Below are 19,931 nucleotides of genomic sequence, written 5' to 3' on the forward strand. Positions count from 1 at the left end.
ACAGGCACAAATTTTAGATCCTGTTAAGTGGAAAACTTCGATTGAACAAAAATCAGACACCGAATTTTTATTAAAATTTGATGCAACCATTCAAGAAGAATGGCATTTCTTTTCGCAGTTTACGCCGGATGGAGGTTCGTTACCTACCGTTTTTATTTATGACGGTGCCAAGGGAAACTATCAGTTGGTTGGTAAAACAACCGAAAGCAAATACAAAAAAGTGTATAGCGATGTTTTTGGAGTAGACGAGTACATGTTTGAAGGAAAAGCACAGTTTTCTCAAGTTGTAAAACTTGCAAATCCTGCTTTAAAATCAATTAAAGTTGAGGTTGAATACCAAGCTTGTTTGGAACAATGTATCCAACAATACAAAAGTTTTGATTTTAAGTTGCCGGCATTAAAAATACCAGCCTCCGAAACACTTGTTGCACCAGTTGTTGATACAGCTACTGTGGTTGCTGCGGCAGCAACAGTTAATGATTCCACTCAAATAAAAGTAACAAAAGTTCAACCCGTAAAAGAAAAAAAGAAAGAAGAACAAAAAGGACTTTGGACTATTTTTATTGTCGCATTTTTTTCAGGGTTTTTAGCGTTACTGACACCTTGTGTATTTCCAATGATTCCAATGACGGTAAGTTTCTTCACTAAACAAAGTAAAGATAGGTCGAAAGGAATTAAAAATGCAATCATTTATGGTGTATCAATTATTGTAATCTATGTGCTTTTAGGAACTGCCATTGTCGCCATTTTTGGTCCTGATGCATTGAATGAGCTTTCGACAAGTGTAGCATTTAACTTAATTTTCTTTGCATTATTAGTCTTTTTTGCCGCATCATTTTTAGGAGCGTTTGAAATTGTTTTACCCAATTCATGGGCAAATAAAGTAGATCGTCAAGCTGATAAAGGCGGAATCATCGGTATCTTTTTTATGGCATTAGCGTTAGCGATTGTGTCATTTTCATGTACGGGTCCGATTGTTGGAACGTTGATTGTTGAAGCTGCTTCTAAAGGCGGAATTGCTCCAATTGTAGGTATGTTAGGATTTTCATCCGCTATTGCTCTACCTTTTATGTTATTTGCGTTGTTTCCGGGTTGGATGAACTCCTTACCAAAATCAGGTGGATGGTTAAATACAGTAAAAGTTTCTTTAGGGTTTTTAGAATTAGCTTTAGCATTTAAATTTTTATCAAAAGCAGATTTAGTTTCTCAAGCTCATTTATTGGAAAGAGAAGTTTTTCTAGCTATTTGGGTTGCTGTATTTCTTGCTTGGGTTTTATATTTATTCGGAAAAATTTCGCTGCCTCACGATAGTCCAATTACACACATTTCTACAGGAAGATTATTTATGGGGTTATTTGTTTTAAGTTTTACAATTTACTTAATTCCCGGACTTTGGGGAGCTCCTTTAAAATTAATTTCAGGTTTTCCTCCTCCATTATATTACAGTGAAAGTCCTTACGGAATAGGAAATACCGGAGAAGGAGATTTATTAAAAGACACAAAAGTAATTTCACATGGTTTGCAAGCGTTTACAGATTATGAAAAAGGATTGAAATATGCTAAATCGGTAAATAAACCAGTTCTTTTAGATTTTACTGGTCATGGTTGCGAGAATTGCCGTAAAATGGAAGATTATGTTTGGTCTGATCCAAAAGTACTTTCCATTTTAAAAGATGAATTAGTGCTGATATCACTTTATGTTGATGATAAAGAGGCTCTTGATGAAAAGGATATTTATGTTTCTCCTACAACCGGCAAAAGAATCAAAACTATTGGTAATAAATGGAGTGATTTTCAAATTACGAAGTACGAAACGAATTCTCAACCACAATATTTAATTTTGGATACTGACGGAAATACGATTTCTGATGGTTCAACAAGTTATGATCCGGATATTAAAAAGTATGAAAAGTGGTTACAAAACGGAATTTCAAAGTTTAATAAGTAGTAATCGAATAGGATTATAAAATCTCTGAAATACAATTATTTCGGGGATTTTTCTTTTGAAGTAAAATCAAAATTGTGAAAAATAAATAGTTGCAAATTGTTGTTTACTTTAGAGATATCGGATGTATTTGCTAAAATTAGTTGTTTCATATAAGCCAATTGAAACGACATGTTTTTTGTTTGATAACCAAATCCCAAAGTAACTCTATTTTGGTCAAATCGGAAGCTATTGGTGATTTCTTCGCCGGCGTTGAACATAATTTCATCAGAAGCTAACGTGTAAAAGCGATTGCCCGTTTTTGGATTTTTATCGAAATTATATCGCATTTGAAATAAGTACCTTAATCGATAATTAAAGTTGTAATCGGAAGTAGCTCGATTCTCAATAATCGTTTTTCTAAACCTCGCCTCGTAACGCAATCGATGAAAAAAATTAAAGGTTGAGCTGGCATGAACGGATGTGGTTTGCCCCCAAATCCGTTGTTCTAATCGAAAAGTATCATTATTTTCAAGCGGATAAAACCAAGCCACCGCATATCCTAAAGTGCTGGTTGTTTTGAGTTTGTTTTCAAAGTGATACGTGAGACCCGTTCTAATGATATAAAAATTATCAGGTACCCAGTGGGTGTCGTTCCACAACGAGTAGTTCTTTGATATTTTTGATTGAGTAAGATAACCAATCCAAAGTTTTTCATTTTCAGTTTCACTTTGTGAAAATGCTTTAAAAACAGCTAGTTAAAATTATAATAAAGGCAATGGTTTTGATTGTTTTCACAAAGAATTATAAAAATATTTTTAAAAATACTATTTTTCTATCAATCTATTTGTGATATTTGTCATAGATAAATTTATACGCCATGTTAGTTAAAGTATTTGGAAGTGCCGTTTTCGGTGTGGAAGCCACCACAATTACCGTAGAAGTAAATATTGATAAAGGAGTGGGCTACCACTTAGTCGGATTACCCGACAATGCCATTAAAGAAAGTAGTTATCGAATAGCTGCTGCTCTCAAAAATAACGGGTATTCCTTACCGGTTAAAAAAATCACCATCAACATGGCACCGGCCGATTTAAGAAAGGAAGGCTCCGCTTATGACCTTACTTTGGCAATTGGTATTTTAGTTGCTTCAGGACAAATTAGAGCGGATGAATTAGATCAATATGTCATCATGGGGGAATTATCTCTAGATGGCGGTTTGCAACCTATTAAAGGAGCTTTATCAATAGCTATAAAAGCGAAAGAAGAAGGTTTTAAAGGTTTTATTCTTCCCATTCAAAATGTGAAAGAAGCTGCAATAGTGGAAGGTCTGGACGTTTATGGAATTGAAAATGTATTACAAGTCATTGATTTTTTTGAAGGAAATGGAACTATTGAACCTACTATTATCGATACCAAAGAAGAGTTTTCCAGAACATTAGATTTTCCTGAATTTGATTTTTCTGATGTAAAAGGACAGGAGAGTATTAAACGTTGTATGGAAATTGCTGCCGCTGGAGGACATAACATCATTTTAATTGGTCCGCCGGGTTCGGGTAAAACAATGTTGGCAAAAAGATTACCGAGTATTTTACCACCTATGACCATGAAAGAAGCTTTGGAAACTACCAAAATACATTCTGTTGCCGGTAAAACCAAAGAAGCCGGATTGATGAGCCAACGGCCTTTTAGGAGTCCGCATCATACTGCTTCCTCTGTTTCATTAGTTGGAGGAGGAAGTTATCCTCAACCGGGTGAAATTTCATTGGCACATAATGGTGTATTGTTTTTAGATGAACTTCCGGAATTTAAACGAGAAGTTTTAGAAGTGATGCGTCAACCTTTAGAGGATAGAGAAGTTACAATTTCCAGAGCAAAATTTACGATTACCTATCCTTCTTCTTTTATGTTGGTTGCGAGTATGAATCCGAGTCCGAGTGGCTATTTTAATGATCCGGATGCTCCAATAAGTTCATCACCGGCCGAAATGCAACGGTATTTGAGCAAGATTTCAGGGCCGTTATTGGATAGAATTGATATTCATATTGAAGTAACCCCCGTTCCATTTGAAAAATTAACCGAAACCAGAAAAGCGGAGAGCAGTATAGAAATAAGAAAACGAGTTACTAAAGCCAGAGAATTACAAACTGTTAGGTTCGATTTGTTGCCATCTATTCATTATAATGCTCAAATGAGCAGTAAACTGATTCGAGAATTTTGTGTGCTTGATGAAATATCATTACAATTACTTAAAACAGCTATGGAAAGACTGAATTTGTCAGCTAGAGCCTATGACAGAATATTAAAAGTCGCCCGAACAATTGCAGATTTAGAATCATCAGAATTGCTAAAACCTTCACATATTGCTGAGGCAATTCAATATAGAAGTTTGGATAGGGAAGGTTGGTTGGGATAGGCAAAAATCAATTTCAATGTCAAAAATCAATATCAATTATTAAAACATAATCAATATTACCTGTTATTCAGCACTAACTTGCCTCCGACTGAAGTTGGAGGAGAATTAAAAAATATAATCCAAAATCATAATTATATGCCCTATCTAAAAATTTATATACATTTTGTTTGGTGCACAAAAAACAGATATCCATTTTTAAACACAATTGAATCGAGACAGTTGGTTTGGAATCATATCAAAGAAAATGCAAAACAAAAATCAATTCATGTTGATTTTGTTAAGGGTTATGAAGATCATTGTCATTGTTTGATTTCACAGGGAATTAATCAAAGTGTTGAAAAAGTAATGCAATTAATTAAAGGAGAATCTTCATATTGGATTAACCACAACCCTGATTTATTTCCGAATTTAAAAGGGAAAAAATTTGAATGGCAAAGTGAATTTTTCGCATTGTGAGTTTCTGAATCTATTTTGAAGTGAGTTCGAAATTATATCAAAAATCAAGAAAATCATCATGGTAAAAAACCTTTTGGTGAGGAGTATGATAAGATAATAGAGGTTTTTGAAAAAAAAGGAAATAAATTATGCGACTGAAGTCGGACGAAATTTAGTACTTTAGCTCGGAGAAGATTGAAAACGGACGAAATTTAATCCATAAACTTATAATATCGTGCTCCAATAAGTACTGGGTTTTCATTTTCGATATAATCTAAAACAAACTCTTTTTTAGGTTTTAAAACGGATTGTTTTAATTCTTTTTTATGTAATTTTTCATATGTTTCGAAGTCTATTTCATGGCATTTTCCTAAATGATCAAATAGTGAAATTTTTTCAACTTGCGATTTCCATTCGCTTGAAAGGGACGCCTCAAAAACCTTTGATTTTGACCCACTACCATAAGCAATAAAGCCAACTTTTTGATTGGTTAATGTTGAATTTTGTTGAACATGATAACTTAGCGTAGAAAGTAGTCCTAAAAAGATTGAACCTGTGTAAATATTACCTACTTGTCCGGAAGCAATTTCTGAGGGATAGATTTTTTGATTGATAAGTTCTAAATATTCCGGACTTTTAGTCAATGCTTTTAATTTATCTTTTTCAGTTTCTCCTATTTGTTTGGTTAACAATTCCGGATTTTCTTTAGAAAAAATTTCTATAAAAGTACGTCTTCCTTGAAAACAGTAGGGAAGGTGCATCAAAATGGAAGACCAATCTTCATAGATTTTTCCACTTTGTTGACTTTCTTTTTTAAAATGTTCGTAGGCTTCTGTAATTCTGTTAATATAGCATTCATTCGAATATTGACCATCAAAAACGGGTTGCTCTTTGTAAATGGCAACTTCGTTTTCCAACACATTTAACCATTTCGGATTATCATTTTTTTTGGTAATTTTTTCTTTAGAAAAATAGCGGCGTGGTTTAAAGAAATCAAAAACACCTTCAGTAGAAACACCTACTTCATTTGAAAAACGTAAAATTCTAGGATTTGAAGAAATTAACATCGCTATAGCTCCGGCACCTTGTGTATATTCTCCAGTTGAGTTTAAATCGTATTTGGCATTATCAGTGGCAATTACAATTGCTTTTTTAGTAGGATTTAGTCGAACATAGTCCAAACAATTTTGTAAAGCATCAACAGCTCCGATACAAGCAAAGGTAATATCTACCACATCACAATTGCGGAATGAACCTTGGCCTAGTTTATTTTCTAACAAATTAAGTAAGTAGGAGGCAATTGGTTTTGAACTATCAACGCCACTTTCACTACCTATATAAATTCTTGAAATAGTTGTTGGATTATAATTATCCTGTTGAATTAGTTTAAAGGCTGCATTTGCTGCAAAAGTAACTACATCTTGGTTAACATCCGGGAAGCTCATTTTTTGTAAACCTAGTCCTTTAGTGAGTTTTCCAGGTTCAATGCCTCGGTGTGATGCTAAAGTTGAAATGGATAAATAAATTTTAGGAATATCGAAAGATATGCTGTCTATACCAACGTTCATGTTGAAAAATTTGAAGCACAAAATTAAAAAAGAGCCTTCCAATTATTGATAAACAAATCATAAAAATTATCTATTTTAAAACGATTTACGAAAGTTTTAAAAAAGGGAAGTTATTTTTTTGAAAAGAACAATTTTTTAATCAAAAACTGATTTTAATTCAATGTTGCGAAGGTATTGCCTTGTTTGATATCACCTGTTTTAAAACCTTTACCAAACCACTTTACACGTTGTTCAGAAGTTCCATGTGTAAACGAATCAGGAACGACATGACCTTGCATTTTCTTTTGAATGGCATCATCACCAACTGCTTGAGCTGCACTTAAAGCTTCTTCGATATCGCCTTCTTCTAGATATTTTTGATTATAATGTGTCCATAAACCGGCATAAAAATCAGCTTGAAGCTCTAAACATACGGATAATTTATTACCTTCCACATCACTTACTTTTTGTTGTAGTTTACGAACTTCACCTGAAGTTCCTAATAGTGTTTGTACATGGTGACCTACTTCATGAGCAATCACATAGGCAATGGCATAATCGCCGCCTTTTGCACCAAAACGGGTTCGGAGTTCATCAAAAAAGTCTAAATCCATATATATTTTTTGATCTCCGGGGCAATAAAAAGGGCCTGAGGAAGACGAAGCTCCACCGCAAGCTGTTTGAACAGCGCCACGAAATAAAACCATTTTTGGTTCAACATATTTTATACCATTTTCCTCAAAAATTCTATGCCAAACATCTTCTGTATCGGCTAAAACTGTTGCAACAAATTCACCCATTTTTTGGTCAGCTTCACTTAAAGGTTGAGCCGGACCGGTTTCTGTTTGTTGCTGTTGCATTTGGTTTTGCAGTTCTTGCATTAGTTGGGCATTGTCACCACCGCCCATAAACATTTGTATAACAAGAAAAACCAGACCGATTAAACCCCCGCCGGCAAACACTTTTCCCGTGGTTCCCATTCCTCTTCGATCCTCCATGTTTGAACTTTGTCTTCTACCTTCCCATTTCATAGTATTAAATTTTGAATTATATAAAAGTAAAAAAAGTTATCATTATTTCACCCATTGCAATTAATAATATTGCTAACCAATAATGTTTTTTAAAATTATTTAGTGCAACGGTTTCATTATCAATTATTTTCTGATTTATTGTTACTGAATAAATTATACTTGATAAAAAGTTTACAAAAAATAAAGAAATACATTTTCAGAGAAAAAGATGAGGGCATTTGTTTGTTTGGGTTTGTTTTTCAAGTCTAAAAATATAAAAAAAAGAGTTGCATAATAACTACAACTATTTTTTTATTTTAAATAATTATTCTAGGTTGTTTCCAATTTCTTCAATTTCACTTTCTTCGTTTATAGGTATAATGTTATTGTAGATAGTATAAGTTAAAGAGTACCAAAAAGGCATTGTGAAAAAGATCCCGATACACAACCCAATTAGTCCAATAAATATTCCAATAATCCCAACAATAATTAATCCGAAAATTATAAAAGGATTTTTAAAAATTAATTGTGCACTTTTTGTAATCGCTTCAAAAGCATTTTGATTTGCAAAAATGATTAAAGGAACGGTTAAAAAAGTTAAAAATCCAATGATGTAAGTTATTATAGTACCTAAAAAAGTTAAACCCATAGAATCTAAAGTGGTGCTGATTCCTAAATTCACTACTGCTAATAGAGAAGCGGAAATAAATAATTCTTTAAAATGAATTGTTTTATAATAGTCAAAAACAGCCCCCATAGTGAACTCTTTATTTTCTTCTGCTAAATGAGCCATTTTTAAAAAACCGGCTCCAATTGGACTAAAAAGTCCTGAAATCAGAACCAATACTCCAATATAAATTAAGATTCCAACAGTAGAAAAATTTAGCGGATTAAAATCGGTTAAGGTTTCAGTTAAATCGGATGCTCCCATAAATGCGGTGAACATGGTGAATGCGATACCAATCAAGGCTATCATCAATAATAATAATGTTGCACCACCAAGTAAGGCAATTTTTTTATAGTTTTCAAAGGATTTTTCAATAACTAATCCAAAATCAAGAGGATAACCAAATGTAATGGCATGTTTAATTTGCGTGTCTTTATTTTCCATACGTTATATTTTAGAGCCAAGATAAAACTTTTTTTATAAAATTCAATTTGTTTTTATAAGGAGCATATCGAATTGGGTTATCTCCCCAATTCGGTTTTTTCACAATCGCTTTATGATGAGAAAAAGAATCAAAACCTAATTTACCATGATATGCACCAATTCCACTATGACCAACACCTCCAAAAGGCAATCGATGATTGGAAAAATGAACCATGCAATCATTTACACATCCTCCACCGAAAGAAAATTTTGTAATCATTTTTTCAGCAAATTTTTTATCGTTTGTGAAAACGTATAATGCTAATGGTTTTTCATTTTTTGAAATAATATTTTCTAAATCTTTTTCATCATGATAAGATATAATTGGTAAAATAGGACCAAAAATTTCATCTTTCATTACCACACTATTCAGGCTGGGTTCGTCAAGTAATGTTGGACTTATGTATTTTTCGTATTCATTTGTTGTCCCACCGTAAAGCACTTTAGTATGGTCTATCATTTCTTTTAAACGATGCCAATTTTTAGAGTTGATAATTCGGCTAAAATCTTTTGATTCTTCTGGATTTTCACCATATACTCGTATAATTTCTTTTTTCAATAATTCTACAAAATTGTATTTTTCTTTTCCTTGAACTAAAATAAAATCAGGGGCAATACAAGTTTGTCCGGCATTAATGAATTTACCCCAAACAATTCGTTTTGCCGCAATTTCTAAATCTGCACCTTCATCAACGATACAAGGGTTTTTTCCTCCCAATTCAAGTGTGTAAGGTGTTAGGTTTTTTGCAGCGGCTTGAGCCACAATCTTACCAACAAACACACTACCGGTAAAGAAGATATAATCCCACCGTTTTTCTAATAAAGACTGCGTGAATTCAGCTCCGCCATGTACAACAACCACTTCTTTTACATGAAAAACTTCCTCAACAATTTTTGTAATAAGCTGGGATGTATTAAAGGTTAGTTCAGATGGTTTTAGAACAATAGTATTTCCGGCAGCAATAGCAGCAATTAGTGGACACATAGCTAACTGAAATGGGTAATTCCAAGGCGAGATTATGAGTACTCTACCATAAGGTTCCGTATAAATATAATCGGAAGAAGGAAAATTCAAAATAGAGGGCCAAACCCGTTTTGGTTTAGACCAATTTTCAACATTTGAAATCGTATGTTTTAAATCAGAAATTACATAATTGATTTCTGTAATATAGGTTTCAAAAGGAGGTTTTTTAAAATCTTTTTGTAAGGCTTCAATAATAGCTGATTCATGATTTTGAATAGTAATCAGTAGCTTTTTGAGCAATTTTTTTCTTTTTTGGGGAGAGACGAGTATACTCATAACTTGATAATCAAAAATTAAACTTTATATCGAATTCCAAATAATATCATTGGGGATAGGAGCAATTAATTCTATTTTTTCTTTAGAAACGGGATGAATAAAACACAATTTTATCGCATGTAGATGAATTCCTCCGTCAGGATTACTTCTGTCAAAGCCATATTTTAAATCTCCTTTTATAGGACAACCAATGGTTTGTAATTGTGCCCTAATTTGGTGGTGTCTACCGGTATGTAACTCAATTTCTAAAACAAAATAATTATCTAATTCTGCAATAATTTTATAACTTAAACTTGCTTTTTTACTCTCAGGAACTTCTTTTAAATGAGCTTTTGAAGTATTGTTTTGTTGGTTTCGTTTTATAAAATGAATCAAAGTGTCTTCTTCTTTTGGTGGCTTATTTTTTACGACTGCCCAATATGTTTTTTGTGTTTCTCTTGAACTGAATAACTCATTCATTCGAGTTAAGGCTTTACTGGTTTTAGCAAATACAACTATTCCTGTGGTAGGTCGATCAAGTCGATGAACAACTCCTAGAAATACCTCTCCTAGTTTATTATATTTTTCTTTTAAGTATTCTTTGACAATATCCGGTAAAGGTTTATCTCCTGAAGTATCACCTTGAGCAATATCCCCAACCCTTTTGTTCACTACAATCAAATGATTATCCTCATGAAGAATTTGGAGATTATCTTTGGTAGTTAGTAGTTTCATTTTCAAATTATTTCATTTTCAAATTTGATTAATATTGTTCGTTTGCATTGGGAAAATCAACTGCTTTTACATCGGTAACATATTGTCCGATAGCTTTGGTCATGTCTTCATATAAGTTCATGTATCTTCTTAAAAAACGCGGATTAAATTCGTGTGTCATGCCTAGCATATCATGTAAAACTAAAACCTGACCGTCAACACCACTACCTGCACCAATCCCAATAACGGGAATAGAAATACTTTCAGCCACTTTTTGAGCTAGTTTGGCCGGAATTTTTTCTAAAACCAATGCAAAACAACCAATGCGTTCCAATAATTTGGCATCTTCAATCAATTTTTCGGCTTCCGCTTCTACTTTTGCACGAACGGTGTAGGTCCCAAATTTATAAATAGATTGCGGAGTCAACCCCAAATGTCCCATAACCGGAATGCCCGCATTTAATATTTTTTTGATAGAATCTTTGATTTCTCCTCCGCCTTCTAATTTGACTGCGTGACCGCCACTTTCTTTCATAATTCTAATAGCAGAACGCAAGGCTTCTTTTGGGTCGGATTGATAAGTTCCAAAAGGCAAATCTACCACTACCAATGCACGTTCACAAGCTCGAACAACACCATTGGCATGATAAATCATTTGATCTAAAGTAATGGGTAATGTTGTTTCATGTCCTGCCATTACATTACTGGCAGAATCGCCTACCAAAATAACATCAACCCCCGCAGCATCAACAATTTTAGCCATCGTATAATCGTAAGCGGTTAGCATCGATATTTTTTCGCGGTTGGCTTTCATATCAAATAATGATTTAGTGGTAATTCTCTTGTAATCTTTTTTTGAGGTGGACATAATATTAAATTTTGTTAACGAAACTTACAAATGTAAGGAATGTTTGTTTATTGCATAAAAAATAAAAGAAAAGAAATAAATTGATTAATAATCTACTTACATTTGCTTTTATAAAATCTTACATAAAAATGACTACAATAGTACTTGTCATCGCGATTTTAGGATACCTTTTGGTTATATTAGAATCACCTTTCAAAATAAATAAAACGATTACAGCAATACTCACCGGGTCTTTATGCTGGGTGTTTTTTGCTTTGTTTTATAAGGGCGATCAGCATTTACTTGCAGAAAAGTTAACAGGACATTTTGGAGAGATTGGCGGTTTGCTAATCTTTTTGTTAGGAGCGATGACAATTGTAGAATTAATTGATTTGCATAAGGGATTTGCTGTTATTACCCATCGAATTCGAACTAAATCAGTACTTAATTTACTTTGGATTGTAGGAGGCGTCACCTTTTTTATGTCGGCATTATTAGATAATTTAGCTACCGCGATCATAATGGTAACCTTGTTAAAAAAATTGATGCCTAAAGGTGAAATTAGAATGATTCTTGCGGGAATAATTGTAATTGCAGCAAATGCCGGTGGTGCATGGAGTCCTATTGGAGATGTAACCACAACCTTATTATGGATAGGAGGCCAGGTTAGTGCCTTAGGAATTGTAAAAGTATTGTTTGTACCTTCATTATTTGTCATTCTGGTGCCGTTAATAATTGCAAGTTTTCGTATGAGAGGTTTCGCTGCACTTCGCGTGCAGTTATCAATGCAGGATGTTAAAAGGGAAGAAAAAATGTATGGCAGTGTAAGTGTACTGCTAGCGGGTGTTTTTGGATTAGTTATGGTTCCGGTAATCAAATCAATAACAGGTTTGCCACCCTTTATTGGGGTTTTAATTGCTTTAGGATTTGTGGCTTTGGTATCGTTAATTTATCATCGCGAAAAATCACAATCTGAAAAGGACTTATTTTCTGTGGCTCATGCATTGTCAAAAGTTGATGTTAGTTCTATACTCTACTTTATGGGAATTTTATTGATGGTTTATGCTCTTCAGGATACTGAAATATTGAGCACGTTTGCTGATTTTTTATTGAGAACCTTACCTAATATAGACACAATGGTTATAGCAATAGGGGTATTATCATCGATTGTGGATAACGGTAGTTTAGTTGCTGCAACGCAAGCGATGTTTCCTTTAACCGAATATCCTATGGATCATTCATTGTGGGATTTTATCGCATTATGTGCAGGAACAGGAGGCAGTATGTTAATTATCGGTTCTGCTGCAGGTATAGCGGTTATGGAGAAAGAAAAAATAACTTTTATGTGGTATTTGAAAAAAATTATGCCTTTAGCAGTAGCAGGGTATGTTGCAGGCATAGTGGCTTTCTTAGCTCTCAATTGGCTAACCCATTAAGCAAGTTTATGAAAAGAATATATATCATACTTTTACTTTTAATAAGTCATCTTTCTTTTGCACAAGAGAAAGAAATTCAACAAACCATTGAAACTTTTTTTGAGGCTTTTCACCAACGCGATTCTATCAAACTCCAATCGGTTTGTACCGAAAATTTGGTTTTGCATTCCATTTCTGAATCGGGAAACGGAACTAAATTTTCAGTTGAAAAGGCTTCGAATTTTTATAAATCCATTGCTTCTATTCCCATAACGATGAAATTTGAGGAGAAAATACTAAACTACACTATCCAAATAGATGGTGCAATGGCTCATGCTTGGACACCCTACGAGTTTTATGTAAATGACAAATTGAGTCACTCAGGCGTAAATTCTTTTCAATTATTTCAGGAAAATGGGGTTTGGAAAGTGGTTTATATTTTGGATACGAGGAGGAAATAACTATGAGATTTCCAGTAACTTTTGGATTTGAATCTGTTGAACCCGTTCATTATTTTTTTGAAGTTTTGGCGTTTTTTGTGGGTGTTCGATTGTATTATTATTTGAAAAAGCGAACAGCAGATCCAATTTCAAACATCAATCGCCTTTGGATTTTGGTAGGAGCCATGCTTGGAGCATTGTTAGGTTCTCGAATTATAGCGGCTTTGGAAACTCCTTCACAACTTTTTGAAATGACATGGCTCACTTTTTACCAGAACAAAACAGTTGCCGGTGGTTTTTTTGGAGGATTATTTGGGGTTGAATTAGTTAAAAAAATAATTGGAGAGAAAAATTCTTCTGGTGATTTGTATGTTATACCTATCATAATTGCTGTTTTTATTGGAAGAATTGGTTGTTTTTTTGCCGGAATTACAGAACCAACATACGGCATTGAAACCACTTTCTTTATGGGAATGGATTTGGGAGACGGATTAAAAAGACACCCAACTGCCTTGTATGAAATGATGTTCATGTTGTTTCTTTTATTCTTTTTCTGGAAGATTAAGAAAGTAGAATTAATAAATGGTGACCGATTTAAACTTTTTATGGTGCTCTATTTTTTGTATCGTTTTGGCGTTGAGTTTTTAAAACCGTTTGAACCTTTATTTTTTGGATTGAGTAGTATTCATTGGTCGGCTTTATTTATATTTGTGTATTATGTTACTTTTATAAAAAGAATTTTCAAGAGAGTAAGTCAATGAAAACAAGAGATTACATTTATTACGATTACACCAAAAGTTTGTGTCCGGAATGTTTACATACCATCGATGCTAAAATTGTATTTCAAGATAATCAGGTTTTTATGCTAAAGCATTGTAAAACACATGGCGATTCAAAAGTGATGATTGCGGATGATGTGGAATATTACAAGCAAATTCGAAATTACAATAAGCAATCCGAAATGCCTCTGAAATTCAACACAAAAGTGCATTATGGATGTCCGTATGATTGTGGATTGTGTACCGATCATGAGCAACATTCTTGCTTGTCTATCATCGAAGTGACAGATCGATGCAATCTAACTTGTCCGACTTGTTATGCAAGTTCAGGACCAAATTATGGTCGTCATCGCACCTTGGATGAAATAGAAAAAATGTTTGATGTGATTGTGGCTAATGAGGGAGAACCGGACGTAGTTCAGATTTCAGGAGGCGAACCAACTGTTCATCCTGATTTTTTTAAAATTTTAGATATTGCTAAAACCAAACCAATCAAACATTTGATGGTTAACACGAACGGAATTCGAATAGCCAAAGATGAAAAATTTGTTCAGAAGTTAGCCGATTATATGCCGGATTTTGAATTGTATCTTCAGTTTGACAGTTTTAAACCGGACGTTTTAGAAAAATTACGAGGCGAAGATTTAACCGAAACACGAAAAAAAGCAATTGAATATTTAAATAAATATAATATCTCAACAACGTTGGTTATCACACTACAAAAAGGTGTAAACGATGATGAAATTGGTGCAATTCTCGACTACGCTTTGCAACAAAAATGTGTTCGCGGAGTTACGTTTCAACCTACGCAAGTGGCCGGAAGAAATCAAAATTATAATGATGGGGAAGGAAGAATAACATTAACTGAAGTACGACGAAAAATTTATGAGCAATATCCGCTTTTTAAGCCACAAGATTTAATCCCTGTGCCATGCAATCCGGATGCACTTTGCATGGCTTATGCACTCAAAGTAGACGGAGAAGTTTTTCCGATGACGCATTTAATTAACCCTGAAGATTTGTTGAATAATTCCATGAACACAATTGTTTTTGAACACGATGAAAAATTAAAATCCCATATGTTGAATCTTTTCAGTACTGGAATTTCGGTAGATTGTGCGGAAGAAACGTTTGGTGAATTGATGTGTTGTTTGCCAAGAGTTAAATCGGAAAATTTGAGTTACAGTAATTTATTCAGAGTATTGATTATGAATTTTATGGATCCGTATGATTTTGATGTTCGAGCTGTCAAAAAATCATGCGTGCACATTGTAAGCGACAAGATGAAGATCATTCCGTTTGAAACGATGAATATTTTTTATAGAGATAATAAGATTGATGAAATAAGAAAACAATTAAAATAGAAAGTATGGGAGCATTTTTTATTACGGTTTTTCTAATTAGTTTCCTGATGGTAATAGTGGGTTTTATCGAATATGCCTTTATCAGTGAAAAAAAAGAAAGAGGATTAAAATTGTTGATATACGGAATAATCGGATTAGTAATTGGTTTTGGTTCTTGCTTTGCAATAATTAATATCGCTTAAATAAAAAATATGGATGAATTTTTTGTTGGTTTTGGTATAATAGTAGCAATACTGAGTTTAATCAGTTTTGTTATTGGTATTATAATGTTGTTTTTTGAATCGAAACGAAAGTTAGGTTTAAGAATAATGGTTATATCCATCATTGCTTTCATCATTGGATTTGGAACTTGTGCAGCTTATTTTAAATTGAATTTGCATTAACAATCCGCCAAGTTCACACCAACTGCCAATCCACCTTCGCTGGTTTCTTTGTATTTGGAGTTCATGTCTTTGGCTGTTTCCCACATGGTGTTGATTACTTTATCTAATGGAACTTTTGCATTTAATGCATCTGTTTCTAAAGCCAATTCAGCTGCATTAATGGCTTTAATTGCACCCATTGTATTGCGTTCTATACACGGAATTTGAACCAAACCACCAATCGGATCACACGTCATTCCTAAATGATGTTCCATTGCAATTTCGGCAGCCATAGTTACCTGAGCAGGCGTTCCTCCCATCAATTCACATAAAGCTGCTGCAGCCATGGCACTGGATACACCAATTTCAGCTTGACAACCACCCATGGCGGCAGAAATAGTAGCTCCTTTTTTAAAGATACTTCCAATTTCGCCAGCAACCAATAAAAATTGTTTGATTTCTTTATCTCCCGCTTCGTGGTTTTCAATAACTAGATAATACATCAAAACAGCAGGGATTACTCCGGCACTTCCATTGGTAGGTGCTGTAACTACACGGCCTAAAGCAGCATTTACCTCATTCACAGCCAATGCAAAACAACTGACCCATTTTAATATTTGTCGGAACTTAACTTCTGTTTTTCTGATGGTTTCCAACCATTCTTGCGGATTTGCATAGGGAACAGTTCCTTTTAAACCTTCGTGCATGTCAAATGCTCTTCGGCGAACATTTAATCCACCGGGTAAAATTCCTTCAGAGTGACAGCCGATGTAAATGCATTCTAACATGGTGTCCCAAATTCGCATCAACTCATGGTTGATTTCTTCTTCAGAACGCATTGATTTTTCATTTTCATAGACAATTTCAGAAATCGATTTATTTTCTTTGATGCAATAGGCTAATAATTCATCTGCTTTTTGAATAGGATAAGGGAAAGCACATTTTATTTCTTGATTGTGCTTGGCATTGCTTCTTCGCTCGGTCACTACAAATCCGCCACCAATGGAATAAAAAGTGTCACTGTATTCTTTTTTAGTAGTAATAATTGTAAAAGTTAATCCATTGGCATGGAAAGGGAGGAAGTTTTTGTTGAATACGATGTCTTTTTCTACATCAAAATCAATCCAAATCTCGTTGCCTAATTTAATTTTTTTATTCGTTTTAATGGCTTGTACTATTCCGTCAATGTCAGCAACCGGAATAGTTTCAGGATCCTGACCGCTTAAACCCAGCATAACCGCATAATCAGTGGCGTGACCTTTTCCGGTTAGTGAAAGAGAACCGTATAAATCTACTTTCACACGAACAGCAGTAGAAAAAAGATTCTCTTTTCGAATTTCAGCCAAAAAACGCTCGGCAGCTCGCCATGGCCCCAATGTGTGTGAACTTGAGGGTCCAACACCAATTTTAAGCATATCAAAAACAGAAATACATTCTTCCATAACTATATCGTTTTAGTAGTGCAAATATAGTGCATAGTTTGAAGCATTTTCGAAAGCAATTTAAAAAACAGGTTTGAATTTTTACCATTTATAATCCCAATGAAATAATAATTAAGCTTTTTTACTTCTTTAATTTATATATTTGATTTCTAAAATTTTTAAAATGAATCGTTGCCTATCTATTGTTTTATTTTTCCTGGTTACTATTGGCTATTCGCAAACTAAATCTCCCGCCGAATTTTTGCCTAATTACGGCAAGCAAGTGACTTACTATCATCAAGTTGAAAAGTACTTTGAACATTTGGTTGCCACTTCCAACTGGATACAGCATAAGAAGTATGGCGAAACTACTCAGGAACGGAATTTGAATGCGTATTATATTTCAACTCCGGAAAATCTAAAAAATTTAGAAGACATTCGAAAAAATCATTTGAACGCCATTGGTTTGTATCCAAATAAATCAACAAATTTAAAAGATAAAACGATTGTTTGGTTGAGTTTTAATGTGCACGGAAACGAAATTGGTGCCATTGAAAGTGCTTTGAGCGTAGCTTATGAATTGATAAACCTAAATAATAAAGACACAAAAAATTGGTTGCAGGACATCGTGGTTATTTTAGATCCTTGTTTGAATCCAGATGGTTTTTCACGTTATGTCAATTGGCTTCGTGATATTTCAAGTAAAAAAACACATCCCGGATTGTCAGATAGAGAACACATGGAACCTTGGCCTGGAGGCAGACAGAATCATTATGTGTACGATTTAAATCGGGATTGGGCTTGGCAAACACAAATTGAAACACAATTACGAATGGATTTATATCATCAATGGATGCCAATGGTTCACGCTGACGTTCATGAAATGGGTTATAATGAACCGTATTTCTTCCCACCGGCTGCTGAACCTTATCATGAACAAATAGCTCCATTTCAGCGAGATTTTCACAAAAAAATTGGTGAGATAACCTCCAAGAAATTTGATAAAGAAGGTTGGATGTATTATTCAGGTGAACGTTTTGACTTGTTTTATCCAAGTTATGGCGACACTTATCCGTGCTATAATGGAGCGGTTGGTATGACTTATGAGCAAGGCGGTATTGGAGCAGGAAGAGCAGTTTTGCTTAGAAATGGAGAAACATTAACCATCCAAGATCGGATTGATCACCACGCCATGGCATTGTTGGCAGTTGTTGAATTGTCATTTGTACAAAAAGATGTTTTGCAAAAAGAATTCAAAGCTTACTTTAAAGATAATCGAACCAAACCCAAAGGAAAATACCAAACGTATATCGTAAAAAGCAATCCTAAAAATTTAGAGTTGGTCAAACTTTTGGAAAGGAACAGAATTGAAAGTTCTTTCGCGGATGAAACACGAAAATTATCCGGTTATCACTACCAAACCAATAAAGATGGTTCCTTTACAATTGAGCCAAACGATTTGATTATTAAAGTAGATCAGCCTCGTGCAGTTCTTACACAAGTATTATTTGAGCCTAATCAAAAATTGACAGATAGTTTATCTTATGACATTACAGCATGGTCGTTACCGTTTGCTTATGGCGTAGAAAGTTATGCAGTTAAAGGTAATTTGGCTGTTAAAACAAAATCGAATGTAGATGCTGCAATTCCATTAAAATCAGAAAATGTATATGCATTTTATATCCCGTGGAATAATCGAAGTTCTGCAAGAGTTTTGAGTCTTTTACACCAAAGTAAAATTAAAGTAAGAGCTGCTAAAAAGGAAGTGTTTTTTGACGATGTAAAAGTTGAAAAAGGTGGCTTGGTGATTACTAAAGGTGATAATTCAAAAATTCCGAATTTTGAACAAACAATTCAAAACTTGATTCAGGAAAAAGAGGACTATGTTACTTTAGGTAGTGGTTTTGCTAAAAAAGGAGGCGATTTAGGTGGTGAAAATTATCCGCTTTTAAAAGCTCCTAAAGTTTTAGTTTTAGGAGGTTCAGGCGTGAGTAATATCGATTTTGGTCAGGTTTGGTTTTTTATGGACCAAGTTATAGAATACCCTCTAAGTATCGTGGAGTTGCAACATTTTAATCGCGTTGACTTAACCGAATACAATACGCTCATTTTACCGGAAGGATATTATGGATTTTCTGATGAACAAAAGAAAAGAATTGATGATTTTGTATCTAAAGAAGGAAAAGTTATTGCTATTGGGGGTGCAGTCAATCAATTTGAAGACCGTCCGGGATATCATTTAACAAAATTTGCAACCGATGATGAAAAAGAGTCCATTAAAAAATCAATGGAACAGGAAGAGTTAATGGTTCGATTTTTAGATTATGAAGGCTCTGAAAGACGTTCAATTATGGGCTATGTTCCTGGTGCGATTGTTGAAAATGTTATAGATAAATCGCATCCGCTAACCTTTGGTTTGGGCGATAAATACTTTAGCTTAAAAACCAGTGAATCCAACTTTAAATTGCTAAAAGGAGCTCAGAATGTAATTTATGTGCCGAAAAAATACCAAAGTTTTGGTTTTATAGGTAGTAAGCTTAAAAATCATTTGGAAGAATCTGTTTCTTATGCAGTGGATAATGTGGGTGGTGGAACAGTGATTTATATGATTGACAATCCCTTATTCAGAGGCTTTTGGGAGAATGGGAACTTGCTATTTAGTAATGCGTTGTTTTTGGTAGATTAGGAAAAAGTTATTAATAAAATGCCATAATGTCATATTTTTCCTGATGCGTCAGTTAAAATATGACATTGTTTTTTTGTTTTTAGGCTTGGCATAATCCTTGACTTTAGCAAATCAAGTTTTAAAAAACGAATTAAAAACAAAG

General features: G+C 34.0%; 18 protein-coding genes. 10 read left to right on the forward strand and 8 right to left on the reverse strand.

Going from position 1 to position 19,931, the window contains the following annotated elements:
* The coding region (locus ACIQ2Z_RS08900) for a protein-disulfide reductase DsbD family protein (RefSeq protein WP_396183792.1) at positions 1-1,948 on the forward strand (1,948 nt) is incomplete at its 5' end.
* A 35-nt stretch (positions 1,949-1,983) separates the two neighbouring features.
* Here ACIQ2Z_RS08900 and ACIQ2Z_RS08905 read toward each other — a convergent pair.
* Positions 1,984-2,628 carry a DUF2490 domain-containing protein gene (locus ACIQ2Z_RS08905; RefSeq protein WP_396183819.1) on the reverse strand — a complete coding sequence of 215 codons (645 nt, stop codon included), beginning with the start codon at positions 2,626-2,628 and terminating at the stop codon, positions 1,984-1,986.
* A gap of 176 nt (positions 2,629-2,804) precedes the next feature.
* On the opposite strand from ACIQ2Z_RS08905, the gene ACIQ2Z_RS08910 reads away from it, so the two are divergent.
* Both ACIQ2Z_RS08910 and ACIQ2Z_RS08915 read left to right on the forward strand, forming a co-directional pair.
* A complete protein-coding gene (locus ACIQ2Z_RS08910) occupies positions 2,805-4,340 on the forward strand; it encodes a YifB family Mg chelatase-like AAA ATPase (protein WP_396183793.1) in 1,536 nt (511 codons plus the stop codon).
* A gap of 135 nt (positions 4,341-4,475) precedes the next feature.
* On the forward strand, positions 4,476-4,796 hold the full coding sequence (locus ACIQ2Z_RS08915; RefSeq protein ID WP_396183794.1) for a transposase: 321 nt from the start codon (positions 4,476-4,478) through the stop codon (positions 4,794-4,796).
* Positions 4,797-4,987: 191 nt separating this feature from the next.
* Here ACIQ2Z_RS08915 and ACIQ2Z_RS08920 read toward each other — a convergent pair whose 3' ends face one another.
* From ACIQ2Z_RS08920 to panB, 6 genes are all read right to left on the reverse strand, one after another.
* Complete coding sequence (locus ACIQ2Z_RS08920; RefSeq protein ID WP_396183795.1) at positions 4,988-6,343, reverse strand: hydroxymethylglutaryl-CoA synthase family protein; 1,356 nt, start codon at positions 6,341-6,343, stop codon at positions 4,988-4,990.
* A 152-nt stretch (positions 6,344-6,495) separates the two neighbouring features.
* Entirely contained in the window at positions 6,496-7,353 is an 858-nt protein-coding gene (locus ACIQ2Z_RS08925) for a neutral zinc metallopeptidase (RefSeq protein WP_396183796.1), read from the reverse strand.
* 304 nt (positions 7,354-7,657) lie between these two features.
* Positions 7,658-8,443: a hypothetical protein gene (locus tag ACIQ2Z_RS08930; RefSeq protein ID WP_396183797.1), complete on the reverse strand. Its 786-nt coding sequence runs from the start codon at positions 8,441-8,443 to the stop codon at positions 7,658-7,660.
* Positions 8,444-8,453: 10 nt separating this feature from the next.
* Positions 8,454-9,782, reverse strand: coding sequence for an aldehyde dehydrogenase family protein (locus ACIQ2Z_RS08935; RefSeq protein ID WP_396183798.1), 1,329 nt, complete (start codon positions 9,780-9,782; stop codon positions 8,454-8,456).
* Between the two features lie 24 nt (positions 9,783-9,806).
* Positions 9,807-10,496: an RluA family pseudouridine synthase gene (locus ACIQ2Z_RS08940; RefSeq protein WP_396183799.1), complete on the reverse strand. Its 690-nt coding sequence runs from the start codon at positions 10,494-10,496 to the stop codon at positions 9,807-9,809.
* A 28-nt stretch (positions 10,497-10,524) separates the two neighbouring features.
* Positions 10,525-11,343, reverse strand: coding sequence for a 3-methyl-2-oxobutanoate hydroxymethyltransferase (gene panB / locus ACIQ2Z_RS08945; protein ID WP_396183800.1), 819 nt, complete (start codon positions 11,341-11,343; stop codon positions 10,525-10,527).
* A 128-nt stretch (positions 11,344-11,471) separates the two neighbouring features.
* Between panB and nhaD the strand changes: the two genes are divergently transcribed.
* From nhaD to ACIQ2Z_RS08975, 6 genes are read left to right on the forward strand one after another with little or no spacing between them, the layout of a single operon-like run.
* Positions 11,472-12,758 carry a sodium:proton antiporter NhaD gene (nhaD, locus tag ACIQ2Z_RS08950; protein ID WP_396183801.1) on the forward strand — a complete coding sequence of 429 codons (1,287 nt, stop codon included), beginning with the start codon at positions 11,472-11,474 and terminating at the stop codon, positions 12,756-12,758.
* An 8-nt stretch (positions 12,759-12,766) separates the two neighbouring features.
* Positions 12,767-13,198 carry a nuclear transport factor 2 family protein gene (locus ACIQ2Z_RS08955; protein WP_396183802.1) on the forward strand — a complete coding sequence of 144 codons (432 nt, stop codon included), beginning with the start codon at positions 12,767-12,769 and terminating at the stop codon, positions 13,196-13,198.
* Positions 13,199-13,200: 2 nt separating this feature from the next.
* Entirely contained in the window at positions 13,201-13,938 is a 738-nt protein-coding gene (locus ACIQ2Z_RS08960; protein ID WP_396183803.1) for a prolipoprotein diacylglyceryl transferase family protein, read from the forward strand.
* A complete protein-coding gene (locus tag ACIQ2Z_RS08965; RefSeq protein WP_396183804.1) occupies positions 13,935-15,320 on the forward strand; it encodes a radical SAM protein in 1,386 nt (461 codons plus the stop codon). Before ACIQ2Z_RS08960 ends, ACIQ2Z_RS08965 begins: the two co-directional genes overlap by 4 nt.
* 5 nt (positions 15,321-15,325) lie before the next feature.
* Positions 15,326-15,502 (forward strand): hypothetical protein, encoded by a 177-nt coding sequence (locus tag ACIQ2Z_RS08970; RefSeq protein WP_396183805.1) that lies wholly within the window; start codon positions 15,326-15,328, stop codon positions 15,500-15,502.
* Positions 15,503-15,511: 9 nt separating this feature from the next.
* Complete coding sequence (locus ACIQ2Z_RS08975) at positions 15,512-15,703, forward strand: hypothetical protein (protein ID WP_396183806.1); 192 nt, start codon at positions 15,512-15,514, stop codon at positions 15,701-15,703.
* Here ACIQ2Z_RS08975 and ACIQ2Z_RS08980 read toward each other — a convergent pair.
* Complete coding sequence (locus tag ACIQ2Z_RS08980; protein WP_396183807.1) at positions 15,700-17,124, reverse strand: L-serine ammonia-lyase; 1,425 nt, start codon at positions 17,122-17,124, stop codon at positions 15,700-15,702. The genes ACIQ2Z_RS08975 and ACIQ2Z_RS08980 overlap by 4 nt on opposite strands.
* Positions 17,125-17,287: 163 nt before the next feature.
* On the opposite strand from ACIQ2Z_RS08980, the gene ACIQ2Z_RS08985 reads away from it, so the two are divergent.
* A complete protein-coding gene (locus tag ACIQ2Z_RS08985) occupies positions 17,288-19,789 on the forward strand; it encodes a M14 family zinc carboxypeptidase (protein ID WP_396183808.1) in 2,502 nt (833 codons plus the stop codon).
* Positions 19,790-19,931: the final 142 nt, after the last annotated feature.

This window comes from Flavobacterium sp. (assembly GCF_044361015.1).
Taxonomy (GTDB): Bacteria; Bacteroidota; Bacteroidia; order Flavobacteriales; family Flavobacteriaceae; genus Flavobacterium.